This is a genomic window from Rugamonas sp. FW305-51, assembly GCF_058786935.1.
On sequence record NZ_JBYSZG010000049.1, the window covers coordinates 23,933 to 42,677 of the forward strand.

The 18,745-nt window shown below is 63.1% G+C and carries 14 protein-coding genes; 6 read left to right on the forward strand and 8 right to left on the reverse strand.

The features are described 5' to 3' along the window. Nucleotides 1–124: 124 nt before the first annotated feature. Entirely contained in the window at nucleotides 125–1,330 is a 1,206-nt protein-coding gene (locus AC3WOS_RS24130) for an MFS transporter (protein ID WP_492719282.1), read from the reverse strand. Nucleotides 1,331–1,432: 102 nt separating this feature from the next. Between AC3WOS_RS24130 and AC3WOS_RS24135 the strand changes: the two genes are divergently transcribed. The 3 genes from AC3WOS_RS24135 (at nucleotide 1,433) to AC3WOS_RS24145 (ending at nucleotide 5,607) form a co-directional block, all read left to right on the forward strand. Next, nucleotides 1,433–2,329, forward strand: a complete 897-nt coding sequence (locus AC3WOS_RS24135) for a LysR substrate-binding domain-containing protein (protein WP_492719284.1) — start codon at nucleotides 1,433–1,435, stop codon at nucleotides 2,327–2,329. A 308-nt stretch (nucleotides 2,330–2,637) separates the two neighbouring features. Beyond that, the gene (locus AC3WOS_RS24140) at nucleotides 2,638–3,858 is read left to right on the forward strand and encodes an FAD-dependent oxidoreductase (protein WP_492719285.1); all 1,221 of its coding nucleotides are present in this window, start codon (nucleotides 2,638–2,640) and stop codon (nucleotides 3,856–3,858) included. Nucleotides 3,859–3,885: 27 nt separating this feature from the next. Then, nucleotides 3,886–5,607, forward strand: coding sequence for a flavin monoamine oxidase family protein (locus AC3WOS_RS24145; protein ID WP_492719286.1), 1,722 nt, complete (start codon nucleotides 3,886–3,888; stop codon nucleotides 5,605–5,607). 27 nt (nucleotides 5,608–5,634) lie between these two features. On the opposite strand, the gene AC3WOS_RS24150 is transcribed toward AC3WOS_RS24145, so the two are convergent. Next, entirely contained in the window at nucleotides 5,635–6,669 is a 1,035-nt protein-coding gene (locus AC3WOS_RS24150) for a class I fructose-bisphosphate aldolase (RefSeq protein WP_492719288.1), read from the reverse strand. Between the two features lie 206 nt (nucleotides 6,670–6,875). After that, complete coding sequence (locus AC3WOS_RS24155; RefSeq protein WP_492719289.1) at nucleotides 6,876–7,805, reverse strand: LysR family transcriptional regulator; 930 nt, start codon at nucleotides 7,803–7,805, stop codon at nucleotides 6,876–6,878. Nucleotides 7,806–7,919: 114 nt separating this feature from the next. Here AC3WOS_RS24155 and AC3WOS_RS24160 point away from each other — a divergent pair, with 114 nt between their 5' ends. Then, entirely contained in the window at nucleotides 7,920–8,663 is a 744-nt protein-coding gene (locus AC3WOS_RS24160) for an SDR family oxidoreductase (protein WP_492719291.1), read from the forward strand. 190 nt (nucleotides 8,664–8,853) lie between these two features. On the opposite strand, the gene acnB is transcribed toward AC3WOS_RS24160, so the two are convergent. The 4 genes from acnB to AC3WOS_RS24180 all read right to left on the reverse strand — a co-directional run bounded on the left by acnB (nucleotide 8,854) and on the right by AC3WOS_RS24180 (nucleotide 14,726). Continuing rightward, on the reverse strand, nucleotides 8,854–11,445 hold the full coding sequence (gene acnB, locus AC3WOS_RS24165; protein WP_492719293.1) for a bifunctional aconitate hydratase 2/2-methylisocitrate dehydratase: 2,592 nt from the start codon (nucleotides 11,443–11,445) through the stop codon (nucleotides 8,854–8,856). Between the two features lie 324 nt (nucleotides 11,446–11,769). Further along, on the reverse strand, nucleotides 11,770–13,665 hold the full coding sequence (locus tag AC3WOS_RS24170; RefSeq protein WP_492719295.1) for a propionate--CoA ligase: 1,896 nt from the start codon (nucleotides 13,663–13,665) through the stop codon (nucleotides 11,770–11,772). A gap of 69 nt (nucleotides 13,666–13,734) precedes the next feature. After that, nucleotides 13,735–13,956 carry a hypothetical protein gene (locus AC3WOS_RS24175; protein WP_492719297.1) on the reverse strand — a complete coding sequence of 74 codons (222 nt, stop codon included), beginning with the start codon at nucleotides 13,954–13,956 and terminating at the stop codon, nucleotides 13,735–13,737. Nucleotides 13,957–14,417: 461 nt separating this feature from the next. Beyond that, nucleotides 14,418–14,726 (reverse strand): Fic/DOC family protein, encoded by a 309-nt coding sequence (locus AC3WOS_RS24180; RefSeq protein ID WP_492719299.1) that lies wholly within the window; start codon nucleotides 14,724–14,726, stop codon nucleotides 14,418–14,420. 19 nt (nucleotides 14,727–14,745) lie between these two features. Here AC3WOS_RS24180 and AC3WOS_RS24185 point away from each other — a divergent pair, with 19 nt between their 5' ends. Then, nucleotides 14,746–15,294: an ORF6N domain-containing protein gene (locus AC3WOS_RS24185; RefSeq protein ID WP_492719301.1), complete on the forward strand. Its 549-nt coding sequence runs from the start codon at nucleotides 14,746–14,748 to the stop codon at nucleotides 15,292–15,294. A 1,202-nt stretch (nucleotides 15,295–16,496) separates the two neighbouring features. Here AC3WOS_RS24185 and AC3WOS_RS24190 read toward each other — a convergent pair. Further along, nucleotides 16,497–16,883: a hypothetical protein gene (locus AC3WOS_RS24190; RefSeq protein ID WP_492719303.1), complete on the reverse strand. Its 387-nt coding sequence runs from the start codon at nucleotides 16,881–16,883 to the stop codon at nucleotides 16,497–16,499. 508 nt (nucleotides 16,884–17,391) lie between these two features. Between AC3WOS_RS24190 and AC3WOS_RS24195 the strand changes: the two genes are divergently transcribed. Next, on the forward strand, nucleotides 17,392–18,438 hold the full coding sequence (locus tag AC3WOS_RS24195; RefSeq protein ID WP_492719305.1) for an IS110 family RNA-guided transposase: 1,047 nt from the start codon (nucleotides 17,392–17,394) through the stop codon (nucleotides 18,436–18,438). The last annotated feature ends 307 nt before the right edge of the window (nucleotides 18,439–18,745 follow it).

Consider the following 18,745-nt stretch of genomic DNA (forward strand, 5'->3'; position numbering starts at 1 on the left):
GATGTTGCGCAGGACTGGTATCGCCGCATGCGGTTCAGATGCCGAGCTTGATACTAGTTGCTTCAACGATACCTTTCCAATTACTTATTATTCGAGTTCGATATCCGAATCGATATCGATGACATTAATGCCCCATGACGGCCCGGCGCGATGGCATCGCCGCGGCCACGCCCTCCGCCCGATCCAGCCGGCCGGCCAGCGCCGTCAGGCCCAGCGCGCCGAGCACGACGATGGCGCCTATCCACGGCGTCGCCATCAGTCCCAAATGCACAACGATCAGGCCGCCGGCCCACGCGCCACCGGCAATGCCGACATTGAACGCGGCGATATTCAAGCCCGACGCGACATCGACGGCCTGCGGCGCGTCGCGCTCGGCGCGCTGCACGACATACACCTGCAGGCCGGGTACATTGCCGAACGCGACGGCGCCCCACACCAACACCGTCGCCAGCGCCAGCCACGCATGGGCGGCTGTGAAGGTCAGCACGAACAACACCAGCGCCAGCAAGGCGAACACGATTTGCAGCGCCCGGATCGGACCTTTGCGGTCGGCCAGCTTGCCGCCCCAGATATTGCCGAATGCGACGGACACGCCATACACCAGCATCACCAGGCTGACGCTGCCCGCCGAGAAGCCTGAGACCTCCTGCAAGATGGGCGCAAGGTAGGTGAAGGCGATGAAGGAGCCGCCATAGCCGAGCGTGGTCATGCCATACACCAGCAGCAGGCGTGGTTTTTTCAACACAGCCAGCTGGGTGAGCAACGATGCCGGCTTGCTGGCGGCGATATTGTCCGGCACCAGTATCAGGCTGCCGAGAAAGGCAATCACGCCCAGCAGCGACACCGCCAGGAACGTCGTCTGCCAGCCCAGGGTCTGGCCGATGAAGGTGCCAAGCGGTACGCCCGTGACCAGGGCCACCGTCAGCCCGGTGAACATCAGGGCGATGGCGCTGGCGGCCTTGTCCTTGGGCACCAGGCTGGTCGCGATGGTGGAACCGATCGAGAAGAACACGCCGTGCGCCAGGCCCGTCAACACCCGCGCCACCATCAGCGCTGCATAGCCCGGCGCCAGCCAGGCGAGCAGATTGCCGGCCGTGAACAACGCCATCAAGGCCAGCAGCAGGTGCTTGCGGTGCATGCGGCCGGTCAGCGCCGTGAGTACGGGCGCGCCGATGGCCACGCCCAGCGCATACAGGCTGACCAGCAGCCCGGCCGACGGCACCGACACGTCCAGGCTGGCGGCGATGGTGGGGATGAGGCCGACGATGACGAATTCCGTCGTACCGATAGCGAAAGCGCTGAGTGTCAACGCCCAGAGTGCGAGTGGCATGGTGTTCCTTTGCGGTGGGTAAAAGATGCCTCGCAGTGTGGACCGGGCACTGTCAAAGAAAAAGTATCGCGGCTACAATACATTTTTGACTAAGGATCACGAATGTTGAATCTTGAAGGCTTGATTGCCTTGGTCTCCGTCATAGATAGCGGTTCTTTCTCCGCCGCGGCCGACCAGCTCGGGCAAACACCGTCTGGCATCAGCCGCGCCATTTCGCGTCTCGAAGCGCAGCTGGGCGCGACCCTGATCACGCGGACGACGCGCCGGCTGGACCTGACCGAAGAAGGCATATGGCTGCTGGCGCGGGCGCGAAGAATACTGTCCGACCTTCAGCAAACGGAAGAACAAATGCACGCCCGCCAGTCCCAGCCCTCCGGCCTGGTGCGGGTCAGTGCAGCGACGCCGGCCCTGATCCACCTGCTGGCCCCCTTGATGGCGGCGTTCATGGATGCCTATCCTCTGGTCAGGCTGGAGCTGGTCAGCGGTGAAACGATCGTCGACCTGATCGAAGCGCGTATCGACCTGGCCATCCGTATCGGGCCGCTGGCCGACTCCACCCTGAACGCGCGGCGCCTGGGCACGAGCCGCCTGCGGCTGCTGGCGTCACCGGACTATCTGGCGCGCCACGGCACGCCGGCAGACGCGGAGCAACTGGCCGGCCATAGGCTGCTGGGCTTTACGGCGCCCGCGTCGCTCAACATCTGGCCGCTGGCCCAGCCGGAAGGCGACGGCCTGGCCGTGCAGCCCGCCGTTGCCGCCTCCAGCGGTGAAACCTTGCGGCACCTGGCATTGGGCGGCGCCGGCATTGCCTGCCTGGCCGAGTTTCTCACGCATGACGATGTCGCCAGCGGCCGGCTGCAGCCCGTCCTGCCATCGGCGACGCTGCCATGGAGCCAGCCCGTCTGGGCCGTTTTCTACAAACAGGGCGCGCTGGCGCCACGTATCGCGGCGCTGGTTGAATTCCTCGCCCAGGGCCTCAAAGACGTATTAAAGGATTGAATAAGTCCTGTCCAGCCCCAGCCGCACCAGGCTAATCCGGACAGAAAAACTCACCGCCATATTAATAGTAACTACCTGATTTCATTACCTAATCCATTCAAAATCAGAACAAGCAACCAGCTAGTCACCGCAGCCGTCAAGTTAATATTTTAATATTACACATTACCGTTGGCGGGCGCCAACATGAACATTATTTTCTGCCAATTGGTGTAATACTAATATTCATGGCCAGCGGCCTGCGCCGCCCAGCCTGATTTCTCCCTTCATATTATCTCGCCTCCATTAGTTACTATTGGAAAGGATGTCTCATGCCTGTCGATATAGAGAATAAGCCCGCCGCCCATTTTCAGGAAACCTATGACGTGATCGTTATCGGCGGCGGTCCGATGGGGCTCGCTACCGCGTATTACAACAGCAAGCGCGGCGCCACGACCCTGGTGCTGGAACAATTCACCTTCATCAACCAGCAAGGCAGTTCGGCCGGCGTATCGCGCCAGTTCCGTATCCCCTATCCCGACGAATACATGGTCAAGATGGCCGAGGATGCGCTGCCGTACTGGGCCGAACTGCAGACCCACACGGAAGAGCCGCTGCTGACCACGGTCGGCACCCTGTGGTTCGGCGACCCGGCCGTGCAGTCGACCGAGGGCAATATCGCCGCCGCCGAGCTGGCCATGCAGGCCCAGGACGTGCCCTACACGGCGCTGACGGTGGACGAGATCGAGACGCGCTACCACTTCAAGGACCTGCCCCGCAATTACCGGGGCCTGTTCCAGGCCGACGGCGCCAGCATCGATCTGCGCGCCACCCAGCGCACGCTGTACGACTGCAACCTCGTCAGCCCCCACGTGACGATGGTGGACCAGGCGCCCGTGATCGGCATCGAGCAATCGGACCAGCTGTTCATGGTCACCACCCCGGGCGGCACCTACGTCGGCAAGAAGCTGGTGATCGTGCCGGGACCGTACATCAACGACGTCATCAACCTGCTCAACTTCCGCATCGAGGCCACCTACTGGAACCTGGCGTCGGCCTACTACCGCAAGACCGATCCGGCCATCCAGTACCCTACCTGGTTCGTGTTCCAGGAACCGGAAGGCGACAGCGGCAACCAGTTCTACGGTTTTCCGGAAGTGGACTGGGACCACCCCGGCTACATCCGCGTGGCGCCGGACTTCGTGATGACGCCCCTGAGCGATCCCAACCAGGCCAGCTTTATCCCCAACCCCGAGGAGCTGGCCTACACGGCCGAATGGGTGCGCAAGCACATGACGGGCCTGGACCCCACGCCCCATTACAAGTCCACCTGCCTGGTGGCACTGAGCAATATCCCAGGCAAGGAAATGCTGATCGATTTCGCCCCCGCCTATGTGCCCAACCACCAGAACATCGTCATGTATGCGACGGGCTGGGCCGCCAAGTTCGTGCCGCTGCTGGGCAGCATCCTGTCCGAGATGGCGCTCGACGGCAAGAGCACGTACGACATCTCGCACTTCCAGACGGGGCAGCGCTACTTCAAAGCCATGTAACACCTTCACATACAACAGGAGACCATGATGGTAGATAAGAACACGACACTGAACACCGGCATGCAGGACGGTTTGATGCTCGACGTGGCCATCGTCGGCGCCGGCATCTCGGGCGTCTACACGGCATACCGCCTGACCACGGCGGGCGCCAGCACGGGCAGCCAGGTGCAGATATTCGACATGAACACCCGCATCGCGGGCCGGCTGGAATCGGTGCGGCTGCCCGGCATGCCGACGGTACAGGGGGAACTGGGCGGCATGCGCTACCTGACCTCGCAGAAGATCGTCACCACCCTGATCGAACAAGTGTTTGCCGACCAGATGGAAGCGGTGGAGTTTCCGATGGGCGATCCGGCCGATCTGTACATGTATCTGCGCAAGGAGCGCTGCAAGCAGAACGCCTGGACGGAGGCGCAGGCCAAAGGCGAAAAACTGCTCACCCGCTACTACCTGGACGACGACGACGTGGGCTTCAGCGCCGACCAGTTGTTCAGCAAGGTGATCTACGACGTGCTGACGGCCGACCCATGGTTCAACGAAAACTTCGGCGAATACGTCAACAAGGTCGACGAATACACCTATACCATCGAACTGACGCTGCGCCAGTGGGACCAGATCAAGCCCTACCTGACCTACCATTTCGAAGGCTCGCCCTACGACAAGCGGCTGGTCAACGACATCGGTTTCTGGAACCTGCTCAAGGACCAGGTATCGCAGGAAGGCTACACCTTCCTCTCGACCGGCGGCGGCTACTATTCCAACACCATCAACTGGAACGCGGCCGAGGCGTTTCCCTACATGATAGGCGACTTCTCGGCCGGCGCCACCTACAAGACCATCGCCGAAGGCTTTGACAGCACCGTCTACGCCATGGCCAACGAATACATGCGCGCCGAAGGCGCCTGCATCTGGTCGGAGAACAAGCTGCTGACGTTTAACAAGGTCCATCCCCACACGGCCACTCACCGCTACGAGCTGGTGTTCCTCAACCTGCGCTCGAACCTGCAATGGCGGGTGTATGCCAACAGCCTGGTGCTGGCCATGCCGCGCCGCTCGCTGGAACTGCTGGACCAGGATAACTTCTTCTTCGACGTGAACCAGAACACGGTGTTGAACAACAATATCCGCTCCGTCATCATGGAGCCGGCGTTCAAGATCCTGATGGGCTTCGATACGCCATGGTGGAATGAACTGGGCATCTACGCCGGCCACTCCATCACCGACCTGCCCATGCGCCAGTGCTATTACTTCGGCACCGCCAAGCTCACCGACCACTCGATGCTGCTTGGCAGCTATGGCGACATGGAGACGGAATCGTTCTGGAAGGCCCTGGCCGACGACCCGGTCAAGTTCCGCGCCCGCGCCACCAGGCTGGCGTCGCTGCGCGAAGTGGAAGCGCTGAACGACGTGGCGGCCAGCGACATGATGGTCAGGGAAGTGGTCAAGGAGCTGCGCGAACTGCACGGCGTGGGCGTGCCCCTGCCCTACGTAACCTGGTTCAAGGACTGGGGCGACGATCCGTTCGGCGCCGGCTACCACGCCTGGAAGGCCGGCTACAAGGTGCAGGACGTGATGCCCTACATGCGCAAGCCGGTGCAGAGCGAGAACATCCACATCTGCGGCGAAGCCTATTCCGACCAGCAGGGCTGGGTCGAAGGCGCGTTCTGCGAGGCGGAAAAAATGCTGGAGTCGTACTTCGGCCTGTCCCGTCCCAGCTGGCTGCCGGCCGACTACTACCTCGGCTGGTAACGCGTCCGCCTCACCGTTGGCGCCGGGTCACCACACCATCCCGGTGCCTTCCATGGCTGCGTTGTACTGCCCTAGCCGTGCGGCGCGGTTACAGCCGGCGCGGTGCACCAGCGCGCGCTGGGCCTGCGCCACGTTGGCCGCCTGCCCGGCCCACAGGGCCAGCGCCGGCTGCTGGATCGCACGCGCGAACGAAAACGTCAGCGCCCACGGCAACGGCGGCCCGTCTCCCGCATGCATGGCCGCCAGCCGCTGCGAGGCCAGCTCGGGCGACTGGCCACCGGACAGGAAGGCGATCGCCGGCACCGCGGCCGGCACCGCGCGCCGCAGGCAAGCGACGGTGGCTTCGGCGATGACGGCCGCGCTTTCCTGTTGCGCGCAGGCCAGGCCCGGCAACACCATGTTCGGCTTGAGCACCACCCCTTCCAGCAGCACGCCCTGCTCCCGCAACTGCGCGAAGACGGCAAGCAGCACCTGTCCGGTCACCTCGGCGCAGCGCGCCAGCGTATGCGCGCCGTCCATCAGGACTTCCGGTTCCACGATGGGCACCAGGCCCGCCTCCTGGCACAGCGCCGCATAGCGCGCCAGGGCATGGGCATTGGCCGCGATGCAGGCTTGCCCCGGCAAGACGGCATCGATGGCGATGACGGCGCGCCACTTGGCGAAGCGGGCCCCAAGGTCCACATAGCCGGCCAGCCGCTCGCGCAAGCCATCGAGCCCCTGCGTGATTTTTTCACCGGGGTGCCCGGCCAGCTCGACCGTACCGGCATCGACCTTGATGCCGGGCACGATACCGGCATCGGCCAGCGCGCGCGCGAACGGCTGCCCGGCCAGGGTCTGCTGGCGTATCGTCTCGTCGCACAGGATGGCGCCGGCGATGCTGCGGTTAAGTTCCGGCGCGTTCGCCAGCAGATCACGGTAAGCACGCCGCATCTCCCCGCTCTGGGCAATGCCAAGCGCGGCAAAGCGCTTATTGCATGTCGGCTCGCTTTCATCCATTGCCAGCAAGCCCTTGCCGTCGGCGCACATCGCTTGCGCCGTGGCTTCCAATTGTGCATGGTTCATGATTGCCCCCTTCGGTGGCCGCCCGCCGCGCCGAAACCCGCCGGTCCCGCAGCGCGACTGCATGGTCGACAGCCTAGCACCGACCGCCGGATTGCGGCGCTCGGCACCTCGTCCGCCGGCCGCGACGCCGACATTGCGTGGCCGCCATCGGCCGCACCTGATCAGGATCGCATGCCACCGGCTTGGCGGGGCTGCACGCCAACGTTTCAAGACTGACTGAATCGGGCCGCGTGGCCACTCGCGCGGAACTGGGCCAGCACATGCTCGACGAACACGCGCACCTTGGCCGGCACCAGCTTGCGGCTGGAATAGTAAATGGCCAGCGGCAGCGCCTCCGCATACCAGTCGGGTAACACGCGCACCAGCTCTCCGGCTTCGAGCAACGGCAGCGCATGCGGCAGCGGCAGCATCGCGATACCCATGCCGCAGGCGGCCGCGCGCGCCATCGCTTCCGGATCGTCCAGCACGGCGACCTGCCGCACGGTGGCGACCATTTCCTGGCCGGCGTCGCTGCGCAGCGTCCAGGGCGTCAGCCGGCCGCTGGCCAACGAGCGGCGCAGCAAGCCGGCATGCCTGGCCAGCCCGGCCGGATCGGCCGGCGCGGCATGCCGCTGCAGATAGCCGGGCGAGGCCACCAATACGATGCGTACCCGCGCCAGCTCGCGCGCGACCAGCCCCTCCGTCAATTCGATGCCACCGCCTATGCCGACGTCGAACCCTTCCGCCACCAGGTCCACCTGGCGATTGTCGAAGCGCAGGTCCAGCACCACGTCAGGATAGCTGGTCATGAAGCCTGCCAACAAAGGCAGCACATATTGGCGGCCCACCGTGTGCGCCATCGACACTTTCAGCGTGCCGGCCGGCTTGCCCGCGCCCTGGCGCAATGCGGCCAGGGCGTCGCCGATCTCGCCCCACGGCAGCCGTACCTGGGCATACAGGCGTTCGCCGTCCGTGGTCAGCGCCAGGCTGCGGGTACTGCGCTGGAACAGGCGCACCCCAAGCCGGCCTTCCAGCTGGCCCACGCGCTTGCTGATGGCGGCCGGCGTCTGCCCCAGGCGGCGCGCGGCCGCGGAAAAACTGCCCTCGTCGGCAGAGACGACAAACGCGTCCAGATAGCTGCTCAGTTCGGTCAACATGGGGCGATTTTATACCATTGGTTGAAACTGTAGACGCCAATTACCGTCTACCGGGATCAGCTGGGGACGGCCATACTTTACTCACTCCTCCACTCTTCCCGAAAGGAAATCATCATGAGCACCCATCTCAACGGTAAAGTTGCTTTCATCAACGGCGGTTCGCGCGGCATCGGCGCCGCGTCCGCCCGCCGCCTGGCCCGTGAAGGCGCCACGGTCGCCATCGGTTACGCGGCGTCGGCCGCCGCCGCCGAAGCGCTGGTCGCGGAAATCGAAGCTGCCGGCGGCACGGCCCTGGCCATACGGGCCGACGCCGCCGATCCGGCCGCGCTGACCAAGGCCATCGACAGCGTGGCCGAGCGCTACGGACGGCTGGACATCCTGGTCAACAGCGCCGGCGTGTTGCGCATGGGCCCGCTGGAACAGTTCCCGCTGGCCGATTTCGACGAGACCATCGCCATCAACGTACGCGCCGTCTTCGTGGCGGCCAAGGCCGCCGCCGCCCATATGCACCAGGGCGGGCGCATCATCAACATCGGCAGTACCAACGCCCAGCGCATGCCGTTCGCCGGCGGCGCGGTATATGCCATGAGCAAGGCGGCGCTGACCGGGCTGGTGAAGGGCCTGGCGCGCGACCTGGGCGGCCGTAACATCACCGTCAACAATGTGTCGCCCGGCCCGGTCGATACCGACATGAACCCGGCCCAGGGCGATTTCGCCGTCGCGCTGCATGGCCTGATGGCGCTGCCGCGGCACGGCCACCCCGATGAAATCGCCGCCATGGTGGCCTACCTGGCCGGCCCCGAGGCGGGCTTCGTTACGGGTGCGGACCTGCTCATCGACGGCGGTTTCGCGGCCTGAGCGCGCGGGATGGACGATAGCGGACGATAGAAGAACGACCGCAGAACGATAAGCGGAGCAGAAACGAAAAATCGCCGGCTAAGCGGCGATTTTTCCTGCTCCGGTTTGCCGTACAAGCAGCAAACCATGCGTGTCGTGGCACACGTCGCCAGGCAAGGGCAAAACGGCCGCCCTTGCCTGCTCACGCAAATTACGCGCCCACTTGGACCTTGTCGGCCACCGTACGGAATTCTTCGATCTGGTCGAAGTTCATGTAACGGTAGATGTCGCCGGCGTTCTGGTCGATCACGCCGATGTGCGACATGTACTCTTCCTTGGTCGGGATGCGGCCCAGGGCCGAGCACACGGCGGCCAGCTCGGCAGAACCCAGATAGACGTTCGTTTCCAGGCCCAGACGGTTGGGGAAGTTACGGGTCGAAGTCGACATCACGGTGGCGCCCTTGCGGATCTGTGCCTGGTTACCCATGCACAGCGAGCAGCCCGGCATTTCCATGCGCGCGCCGGTGCGGCCCAGGGTGCCGTAGTGACCTTCGGAGGTCAGCACTTGCTGGTCCATCTTGGTCGGCGGCGCGATCCACAGACGCACCGGGATGTCGGTCTTACCTTCGAGCACCTTGGAGGCGGCACGGAAGTGGCCGATGTTGGTCATGCAGGAACCAACGAACACGTCGTCGATCTTGTTGCCGGCCACTTCGGCCAGGGTCTTCACGTCGTCCGGGTCGTTCGGGCAAGCAACGATAGGCTCGTGAATGTCGGCCAGGTCGATTTCGATGACGGCGGCGTATTCGGCGTCCGCGTCCGGCGACAGCAGCTCAGGCTTGGCCAGCCAGGCTTCCATGGCCTGGATGCGGCGCTCCAGCGTACGCTTGTCCTGGTAACCGGTAGCGATCATCCACTTCATCAGGGTGATGTTGGACGTCATGTACTCGATGATAGGTTCCTTGTCCAGATGCACCGTGCAGCCAGCGGCGGAGCGCTCGGCCGAAGCGTCGGACAGCTCGAACGCCTGCTCGACCTTCAGCTTGGGCAAGCCTTCGATTTCCAGGATACGGCCGGAGAAGATGTTCTTCTTGCCCTTCTTGTCCACGGTCAGCATGCCCTGGCGGATCGCGTACAGGGGGATCGCGTTGACCAGGTCACGCAGGGTCACGCCTGGCTGCATGGTGCCCTTGAAGCGCACCAGCACCGATTCAGGCATGTCGAGCGGCATCACGCCGGTGGCGGCGGCAAAGGCCACCAGGCCGGAACCGGCCGGGAAGGAAATGCCGATCGGGAAACGGGTGTGCGAGTCGCCGCCGGTGCCCACGGTGTCGGGCAACAGCAGGCGGTTCAGCCACGAGTGGATCACGCCGTCGCCCGGACGCAGGGCCACGCCGCCACGGTTTTCGATGAAGGCCGGCAGTTCGCGGTGGGTCTTGACGTCGACGATCTTCGGATAGGCTGCCGTGTGGCAGAACGACTGCATCACCAGGTCGGCCGAGAAGCCCAGGCAAGCCAGGTCCTTCAGCTCGTCGCGGGTCATCGGGCCGGTGGTGTCTTGCGAGCCAACGGTGGTCATCTTCGGTTCGCAGTAGGTGCCTGGACGGATGCCCTGGCCTTCCGGCATGCCGCAGGCGCGGCCAACCATCTTCTGGGCCAGCGAGTAGCCGCGGCCGGTGTCGGCCGGGTTCTGCGGCAGACGGAACAGCGTCGATGGGGCCAGGCCCAGCGCTTCGCGGGCCTTGGCGGTCAGGCCGCGGCCGATGATCAGCGGAATACGGCCGCCGGCGCGCACTTCATCGAACAGCACGTCCGATTTGACTTTGAACTCGGCGATCACGGCGCCGTTTTTCAGGGCCTTGCCTTCGTATGGGCGCAGTTCAACCACGTCGCCCATGTCCATCTGCGACACGTCCAGTTCGATCGGCAGTGCGCCCGCGTCTTCCATGGTGTTGTAGAAGATCGGAGCGATCTTGGCGCCCAGGCACACGCCGCCGAAACGCTTGTTCGGGATGAAAGGAATGTCTTCGCCGGTGAACCACAGCACCGAGTTGGTGGCGGACTTGCGGGACGAGCCCGTGCCGACCACGTCGCCCACGTAGGCGACCAGGTTGCCCTTGGCTTTCAGTGCTTCGATCTGCTTGATGGGGCCGATCTTGCCTGGTTCATCCGGGTTGATGCCGGGACGGGCATTCTTCAGCATGGCCAGCGCGTGCAGCGGAATGTCGGGACGGGTGGTGGCGTCCGGTGCGGGCGACAGGTCGTCGGTATTGGTCTCGCCGGTCACCTTGAACACGGTCAGGGTCAGGCTTTGCGGCACTTCCGGACGCGACGTGAACCATTCGGCATCGGCCCACGATTGCAGCACTTCCTTGGCGCGCGCGCTGCCCTTGTCGGCCAGGTCCTTCACGTCGTGGAAGTAGTCGAACATCAGCAGGGTCTTCTTCAGGGCCTCGGCGGCGACGGCGCCGACGACCGCGTCGTCCAGCACATCGATCAGGGGCTTGATGTTGAAGCCGCCCAGCATGGTGCCCAGCAGGCGGGTAGCCAGTTCGCGCGAAATCAGCGGGCTCGTTTCCGTACCCTTGGCCACGCTGGCCAGGAAGGCGCACTTGACCTTGGCGGCGTCATCCACACCGGCCGGCACGCGGTTGGTGATCAGTTCAACCAGGAAGGCTTCCTCGCCGGCGGGCGGGTTCTTCAGGAGTTCGACCAATTCCGTGGTCTGGGCTGCGGAAAGCGGCAGCGCAGGAATGCCGAGGGAAGCACGTTCGGCGACGTGGTCGCGGTAAGCAGCTAGCATGAAAAACTCCTTCAGTTAAGGTCAATGGCAGGGGCGCGCGGAACACCGCAACCCTTTACGACCGCTATTGTACCTCAACCAGTCTTCTATAAGACATAAGACATCGGATAAATTTTAGCGCTGTTGCATATACGGCTTAAGATGCCGGTATGGCAACGGATGGGATACGCGGGAGGCAGTGATGGAACTCATGCGTTCCGTACTGGTCAAGCCTACGGCCTGGTGACCGGATAGGGCAAATCAAAGTCGCCCGAGCCCGCCGGCCGCTTGCGCGGCGCGGCGGCCCTGGCCGACTGCGGGCGCTGCCCGCCTCCCCCTGCCTGCCTATTTTTCAGCAGATAACGCGCTCTGGATCTGGGCCAGTGAGCTGGGGTCTTCGATGGTGGTCAGGTCGCCCGGGTCGCGCCCTTCGCACACGGCCTGTATCGAACGGCGCAACAGCTTGCCGGAGCGGGTTTTGGGCAAGGCGTGAATGAACACCACGCGCGCCGGCCGGGCGACGGCGCCCAGCTGCTGGTCGACCACGCCCATGATCTCCTTTGCCAGCGCCGCGCCGCCATCCGCGCCGGCGGCCGCGTCGGCATGCTTGAGCACCACGAACGCCACCGCCACCTGGCCCTTGAGCTGGTCTTCGACCCCGACCACGGCCACCTCGGACACGTTGGGATGGGACGAAATGCTTTCTTCGATCTCCCGGGTACCCAGGCGGTGGCCGGCCACGTTGATCACATCGTCGGTACGCCCGAGAATGAAGTAGTAGCCTTGCGCGTCGCGGATGCCCCAGTCGAAGGTGGAGTAGACCTGCTTGCCGTTGATCGTGCTCCAGTAGGTGGACAGGAAGCGCTGGTCGTCGCCGTACACGGTCTGCAGGCAGCCCGGCGGCAACGGCCCCTCGATGACGACCACGCCTTTTTCGTTGGCGGCGCAATCTTCGCCGGTGGCCTCGTTCTGGATCTTGACCTTGTAGCCAAACACAGGCTGACCGGGGCTGCCCAGCTTGGTCGGCAGGTCTTCAATTCCCTTGGCAATGGACAGGATAGGCCAGCCCGTCTCGGTCTGCCAGTAATTGTCGATGATCGGCACCCCCAGCGCGTTCGAAATCCAGTTCGAGGTGGTCTCGTCGAGTGGCTCGCCGGCCAGGTACAAGGCCTTGAGCGTGGACAGGTCGTATTTCGTCATCATTTCCGCAGGCTGCTTCTTCAGTACGCGCACCGCCGTGGGCGCCGAGAACATGCGGCTGACCTTGTATTTTTCCACGATGCTCCACCAGATGCCGCCGTCGGGCGAAGTCGGCAAGCCCTCGTACATGATGGTGGCCATGCCCGCGATCAGGGGGCCGTACACGATATAGGAATGCCCGACCACCCAGCCGATGTCGGAGGTGGAGAAGAAGGTTTCACCCGGCTTGGCGCAAAAAATGTGTTTCATCGACGCGGCCAAGGCGACCGCATAACCGCCCACGTCGCGCTGCACCCCTTTCGGCTTGCCGGTCGTGCCGGAGGTGTACAGGATGTAGGACGGCTGGTTCGATTCGAGCCAGGTAACGGGCACATCGGCGTCGAGGTACTTGTCGCGCCGGCTGCCGTAGTCCACGTCGCGTTCCGGCACCAGCGTCATCGGCGCCAGGCCGCGGTCGACCAGCAGCACGTTGGACGGCTTGAAGCTGGCCAGCTCGATGGCCGCGTCGAGCAGGGGCTTGTACGGCACCGGCTTGCCGCCGCGCGAACCGGCGTCGGCGGAAATGACCAGTTTGGGACGCGCGTCGTCGATGCGCGTGGCCAGGCTGTGGGAGGCAAAGCCGCCGAACACGACCGAATGGACCGCGCCGATGCGGGCGCAGGCCAGCATCGCAAACGCCGCCTCGGCGATCATCGGCATGTAGATCAGCACGCGGTCGCCCTGCCCCACGCCCAGGCCGATCAGGATCGCCGCCATGCGGCACACTTCCGCATGCAATTGCTGGAAGCTGTAGACCGTCTCGCGGTGGGTCTCGGTCGAGATCGCGATCAGCGCCGGCCGTTCGCCCTGCGTGGCCAGCCAGCGATCGACCGCGTTGTGGCACAGATTGGTGCGTCCATCGACAAACCAGCGCGCAAACGGCGCCTTGCTGTAGTCGAACACCTGTGTGTACGGCGTTTGCCAATCGATTGCCTGCGCTTCCCGGCCCCAGAACTTAGCCGGTTCATCGATCGATTCTTGGTAGAAGTCTGCGAAAGTCATGTCGTTTCCAGTACGGTATGAAGATGGGTGAAAATCAAGGGAAAGTGTTTGCAACTCAGTGATGGGGATTCAGGTGGATGCGGGCCAGTTGGCAGGGCCGGCGCAGGCGGCCGGCATGTCGTTCAGCCTGGCGATGCGCGGGGCGGGCAAGCGGGGCCTGGCAGCGAGGAAATAGGACGCGAAACGGGCGCGCCTGGCTGGCGCAGGGTGGTTCGCATGGAGTGCGCCCGGCAAAGCGGACGCCTGTCGCAGCGCCTTGCCGCTGGCGGCGCCGGTGGAAAAGTGACTCATGTCGTCTCCTGACTTTTCTTTGCCCTTTCATGCAGATAGCTGCACCGGGCTTTAAGGTCGCTAGAGCAATCGCCATGCCAAGCGACGAGCCGGGGCGGCGCGGATCAGGAGGCGGTCGACATCATCTTTTATAATCAATCACTTAAGAATCGCATCGCCGTGAAATATTGTCATTTTCGGCATCCCAGCCATGCATTTTTTCATGTTGCATTTGTTTCACCAAATGTTGCATGCAATTGCCGCAACGCCAGATTGAAACAAAATGAACCATGAGTGAAACAATGGCGGTGGTGAATGGTAGTGGGCGACGCTGAACGGCGGCGCGGACGCGGTAGGGCTGACCGTTGATGCGCCCGCAAGGAAGCACGGCGTATGGTCAAATGGGCGTCAGCGCGCGGTCCAGTAGACCAGCCAAGGGGGCAAGCTGGCAGTTGTAGGCGGCGATGTTGGCATTGACCCATTCAGCGTCCGATTGGCTCCCAGCGCAGCTCGAAGCCGGCGTTGATGCTGATGACCTCAAACATCAACCGCTGCGCGCGCCCATTGCCATCGCGGAATGGGTGGATGACGTTGAGCTCGCAGTAGTAGTGCGCCAGGCGGGCCACGAAACGGTCGCGCGACAGGCCAGCGAGATAGTTTTCCTGCGCCATTTGCCGAAACAGCTTGTCCGCCTCCGGTTCGATCCGATTGACGATCGCGAACCGGGTGCCGCCCTTGCTGATGTCGACGGTCCGCAGCTCGCCAGCCCAGTCGTAGATATCCTGAAACAAGTAGAAACGTGAGCTAGCGATGATCGGTCGTCACCTTCCGCACGTGTTGGCATACGATCTGGCTGCGTTCTATGGCGTGGAGACGCGTCGGCTGAACGAACAGGTGCGACGCAACGTGGAGCGCTTTCCGGAGAACCTCATCTTCGAGGTCACCGAAGACGAGTTCACCAAGTTGAAGTCGCATATTGCGACATCAAGTTGGGGCGGCCGCCGCAAGCTGCCGTTGGCGTTCAGCGAGCACGGCGCCATCATGGCCGCCTCCGTGTTCAAGTCGCCGCGCGCCCTCGAGGTGTCGGTCTATGTCGTGCGCGCCTTCGTGCAACTGCGCGAGCTGGTGGTGTCGAACAAGGAATTGGCGTCGCGCCTGGACGAACTGGAAAACAAGACCGACCTGATATCGCTCAAGCAGGAGACTTTCGAGCACAACACCCGCGTCCAGCTCAGGCAGATCATCGACACGCTGCGCGAGCTGATGGCGCCACCAGCGCCGCCATCCAAGCGCCCCATCGGATTCGTCACCCCCGACGATCCGCCGGCCAAGCCGAAAGCAGCTAAGAGGAAGAATTAGGCTCCTTCTTAGCTGCTCACAATCTGACCTCCCACCGAACCCGCGCGAACAGCAGCGGGTTGGGGAGACTGTTTTTTATTTTATAAACGATATAAACAATAAACCGCTTGACCAGTGACGCCAATTCCGTCCAGGCCACGCAGCGCCCGCAGGGGCTTGGCCTGGACGGCCGAAAACAGAACACACTCAGGTATGCGGTGTAAGGCGGGGTGTAGCAAGGATTTCGCACGGCATGCCGTGCGCCTGCGGAACGGTATGCGCGCGAGCGCATACGCGCCCTGCAAGGGTTCGCCGTGCACCGCATGCAGACTCGAGGTTGGAGTTGCGTTCGTTCTGACTAACGGCGAAGGTGTAGCAGGGGTTTCGCGTTGCGCAGCAATGCGCCTGTGGAACGACATGCGCGACAGCGCATGGCTCTACGGCGGCAAGCGGAGGCGCGGGCGCCGCAGCGCGCCCCGTAGCCCTGACTGGCCTGCGCTTTCGCCCTGACTGCCGGCGCAGCGCGGCCGCACGCACCGCAGGGGCGCGCGCCGTGGCCCCGGCCGCACCATGCGCCCCAAGGCGCACATGCCGGCTTGGCAGTCGCGCAGGGGCGCCAGACATAACGCCCGTTCTGTCAACCCGCCAGGGCGCGCAGCGCAGCGGAGCGATCGCCCCAAGGAACGCAGCGCAGCGCAGTGAACGGGGCGATTTGACAGAATGCGGCGTTATGTGAACATCGGCGCGCAGCGCCGATTTCCCCCGGAGAGGCTGTGCCTTTGATGGTGTTGATCCGACTGCCGGCGCAGCGCGGCGGCAAGCGGTGCGGCGCACCGCGCGCACCGTAACCCGCGAACGAACCAAGCGTGGCCCTTGCTATCCGCGTGCGGCTGGCGGGATCGCGCAGCGACTGATCGGGTCGTTCAGTCACTACAGCCGAGGCCGTGTCCGATTGTCAGACCAGACCCTGTCGCGCTGTCGCGCGCAGCCGAGGTCGTGTCCGAATGTCAGACTTGACCCCGGTGACCGTTATTAGCCGAGGTCGTGTCCGAATGTCAGACTTGACCCCGGTGACCGGCGTATCGGCCGGCGGGGGCCGGTGGCTGCGGGCCGGCCAGCGTGGGTTCGGGCAGAGTCGCCGCTGCCAGCGCGTGCGTATCAACTTCCACCCCGGCGGCTAAGGAAGGGCCTGGCACGCGAATGCCAAACCAAACCCCGTTGCGCTAATTCATCCCCGAGAGCGCATCTCTAATATTTGACAAATTCTCATATAGAAATTTCTCGAAGCTCTGCAACCAGTGTCCGCACACCAGAGCCGCGTCCTTCTCTGTAGCTGCGATGCCTATAGTGCTCGAAGTACTAGCAATAATCGAATTGTTATAATTACAAATATCAACATCGACCAACAACCCTACTTGATTATTTCTGACATCAACGGTAATAGCGACTTCATCGCCATTCTTGTCTTTTAAAAACGAAAGGTACGCCCTGAGCAGAAACTCTTCGTTCTCACTACTGCCAACACTCCACATTAACCCAGGCTCCGATGCTGAGATCTCCTCTGCAAATTGCCTTAGCGACTTTTCCAAACCTGATCGTAGAACTTCCATAATTCCCCCTTACTTACTTGCCGTTCCGACAACTGCATCCATAAGCTCTTGCGTCAAAGGATGTATTTCCGTGCCACCTCTGCTAGAAATCCAACCTGGCATCATGCCCATGTTCTTCGGGTATATCGAAACGTGCCCTGTTGCCAAGTTATCGCAAATGGCACATAGATTTGCCAGTTTTGAAGTGTCAATGATTTGAATCTTTCCACTCAACGCTTTCGACTCCAGGGAGGTAGTCGGACCTGAACAATTGAACGGAGCCTGATTCTAAAGGCGAAACGTCCAAAAAACGCTGCTGAAATTTGCAAGGTTTCGTTAAAATAGAAGCAATTCCTTGCAAATTCCAGAGGAATGAAATGGACGCCTCCCACCTGACGCGGAAAGTTTGATAGGGCAAGGATGAGCGGGAGTGAGCGAGGCAGTGAGGTGGATCCCCACGCGCCAACGGCATCAAAGTGCCCTAGAGTGAAAGCGCGTAACTTTCGAGGCATAGCGGAGGATCCACATCATGAATGCTACTACCAAACCAGTGGTCGGGGTAGATACGGCCAAGAGCGTGTTTCAGCTGTACGCAGTGGACATGGATACCGGCGAAGTGACCAGCAAGCAACTAAAACGCGCGCAGTTCCTGCCGTGGTTCGCGAACCGGGCGCCGTGCGTGGTGGGGATGGAGGCGTGCGGCGGCTCGCAGCACTGGGCACGCAGGCTGCAGGAAATGGGGCATGAAGTGAAGATGATGTCGGGCAAGATGGTCAAGGCTTTCGTCAGCGGCAACAAGAACGATGCCGCCGATGCCCGCGCCATCTGGATGGCGGCGCGGCAGCCGGGCATCAAGGCGGTGGCGGTCAAGACGGAGGCCCAGCAGGCGGTGCTGGCGATGCACCGGGTGCGCCAGCAACTGGTGAAGAATCGCACGGCGCAGCGCAATGAATTGCGCGGCCTGCTGACCGAGTATGGCGAGGTGTTCGGGCTGGGCCGGGCGGCGTTCAACGCCGGCATGAAGGCGGCGCTGGCCCGGCTGGCCGAACGCCTGCCGGCCACACTGATCGACACCTTGCGCGAGCAGTATGAGGAACTGGGCAGGCTGGACGAGCGCATCGCCCGGATCGAGGCGAGACTGCTGGCGTGGCTGCGGCAAGACCGGGCCACGCAGGCCATCGCCGCCATCCCCGGCGTGGGCCTGCTGACGGCGACGGCGGCGGTGGCGACGATGGGACAGGCCAAGGCATTCCGGTCTGGGCGCGAGTTCGCGGCCTGGATCGGCTTGGTGCCGGCCCAGACCGGGACGGGAGGAAAGATCAGGCTGCTGGGCATCAGCAAGCGCGGCGACACCTATCTGCGCACGCTGTTGATCCATGGCGCCAGGGCGGTGCAGATGCACGCCAAGGCGCCGACCCCGTGGCTGCAAGAGATGGGCCAGCGCCGGCCGCCGAACGTGGTGACGGTGGCACTGGCCAACAAGATGGCGCGCACGATCTGGGCGGTGTTGGCCCACGAGCGGGCCTATGACAAGGAGCATGTCAGCGTGCGGCCATGCATGGCGGCGCCGACGTGACGATCAACCTAACTTACGAAAGGATGGCACGCCAACGGTTGCGTTAGGTATGAACAGCGATGACAGACAGGTCAGACCGGGATCCACTAAACCTGAATTGAAACCAGGGCTTGAAGCCCGTCAGAGGAATGAGGAGTGGGTCAGCGAATTTCATCGGGGCCAGCGGCAATGCCGCACACCAGGCCGGATATAGAACTGCGACTTCCCTCGTCAATGCATCGCTCAAAATACCTTGCAAAAGGGAGGCGTCCATATAGTTTCAATGGGACCAAAGCCAGCCGGACCGCAAAGCAACGACATGTTTCGC

Excerpts from the sequence above, each read along its gene's own strand:
- AC3WOS_RS24130 (WP_492719282.1), bottom strand. The coding sequence starts at position 1,330 with ATGCCACTCGCACTCTGGGCGTTGACACTCAGCGCTTTCGCTATCGGT.
- AC3WOS_RS24135 (WP_492719284.1), top strand. The coding sequence starts at position 1,433 with ATGTTGAATCTTGAAGGCTTGATTGCCTTGGTCTCCGTCATAGATAGC.
- AC3WOS_RS24140 (WP_492719285.1), top strand. The coding sequence starts at position 2,638 with ATGCCTGTCGATATAGAGAATAAGCCCGCCGCCCATTTTCAGGAAACC.
- AC3WOS_RS24145 (WP_492719286.1), top strand. The coding sequence starts at position 3,886 with ATGGTAGATAAGAACACGACACTGAACACCGGCATGCAGGACGGTTTG.
- AC3WOS_RS24150 (WP_492719288.1), bottom strand. The coding sequence starts at position 6,669 with ATGAACCATGCACAATTGGAAGCCACGGCGCAAGCGATGTGCGCCGAC.
- AC3WOS_RS24155 (WP_492719289.1), bottom strand. The coding sequence starts at position 7,805 with ATGTTGACCGAACTGAGCAGCTATCTGGACGCGTTTGTCGTCTCTGCC.
- AC3WOS_RS24160 (WP_492719291.1), top strand. The coding sequence starts at position 7,920 with ATGAGCACCCATCTCAACGGTAAAGTTGCTTTCATCAACGGCGGTTCG.
- acnB (WP_492719293.1), bottom strand. The coding sequence starts at position 11,445 with ATGCTAGCTGCTTACCGCGACCACGTCGCCGAACGTGCTTCCCTCGGC.
- AC3WOS_RS24170 (WP_492719295.1), bottom strand. The coding sequence starts at position 13,665 with ATGACTTTCGCAGACTTCTACCAAGAATCGATCGATGAACCGGCTAAG.
- AC3WOS_RS24175 (WP_492719297.1), bottom strand. The coding sequence starts at position 13,956 with ATGAGTCACTTTTCCACCGGCGCCGCCAGCGGCAAGGCGCTGCGACAG.
- AC3WOS_RS24185 (WP_492719301.1), top strand. The coding sequence starts at position 14,746 with ATGATCGGTCGTCACCTTCCGCACGTGTTGGCATACGATCTGGCTGCG.
- AC3WOS_RS24190 (WP_492719303.1), bottom strand. The coding sequence starts at position 16,883 with ATGGAAGTTCTACGATCAGGTTTGGAAAAGTCGCTAAGGCAATTTGCA.
- AC3WOS_RS24195 (WP_492719305.1), top strand. The coding sequence starts at position 17,392 with ATGAATGCTACTACCAAACCAGTGGTCGGGGTAGATACGGCCAAGAGC.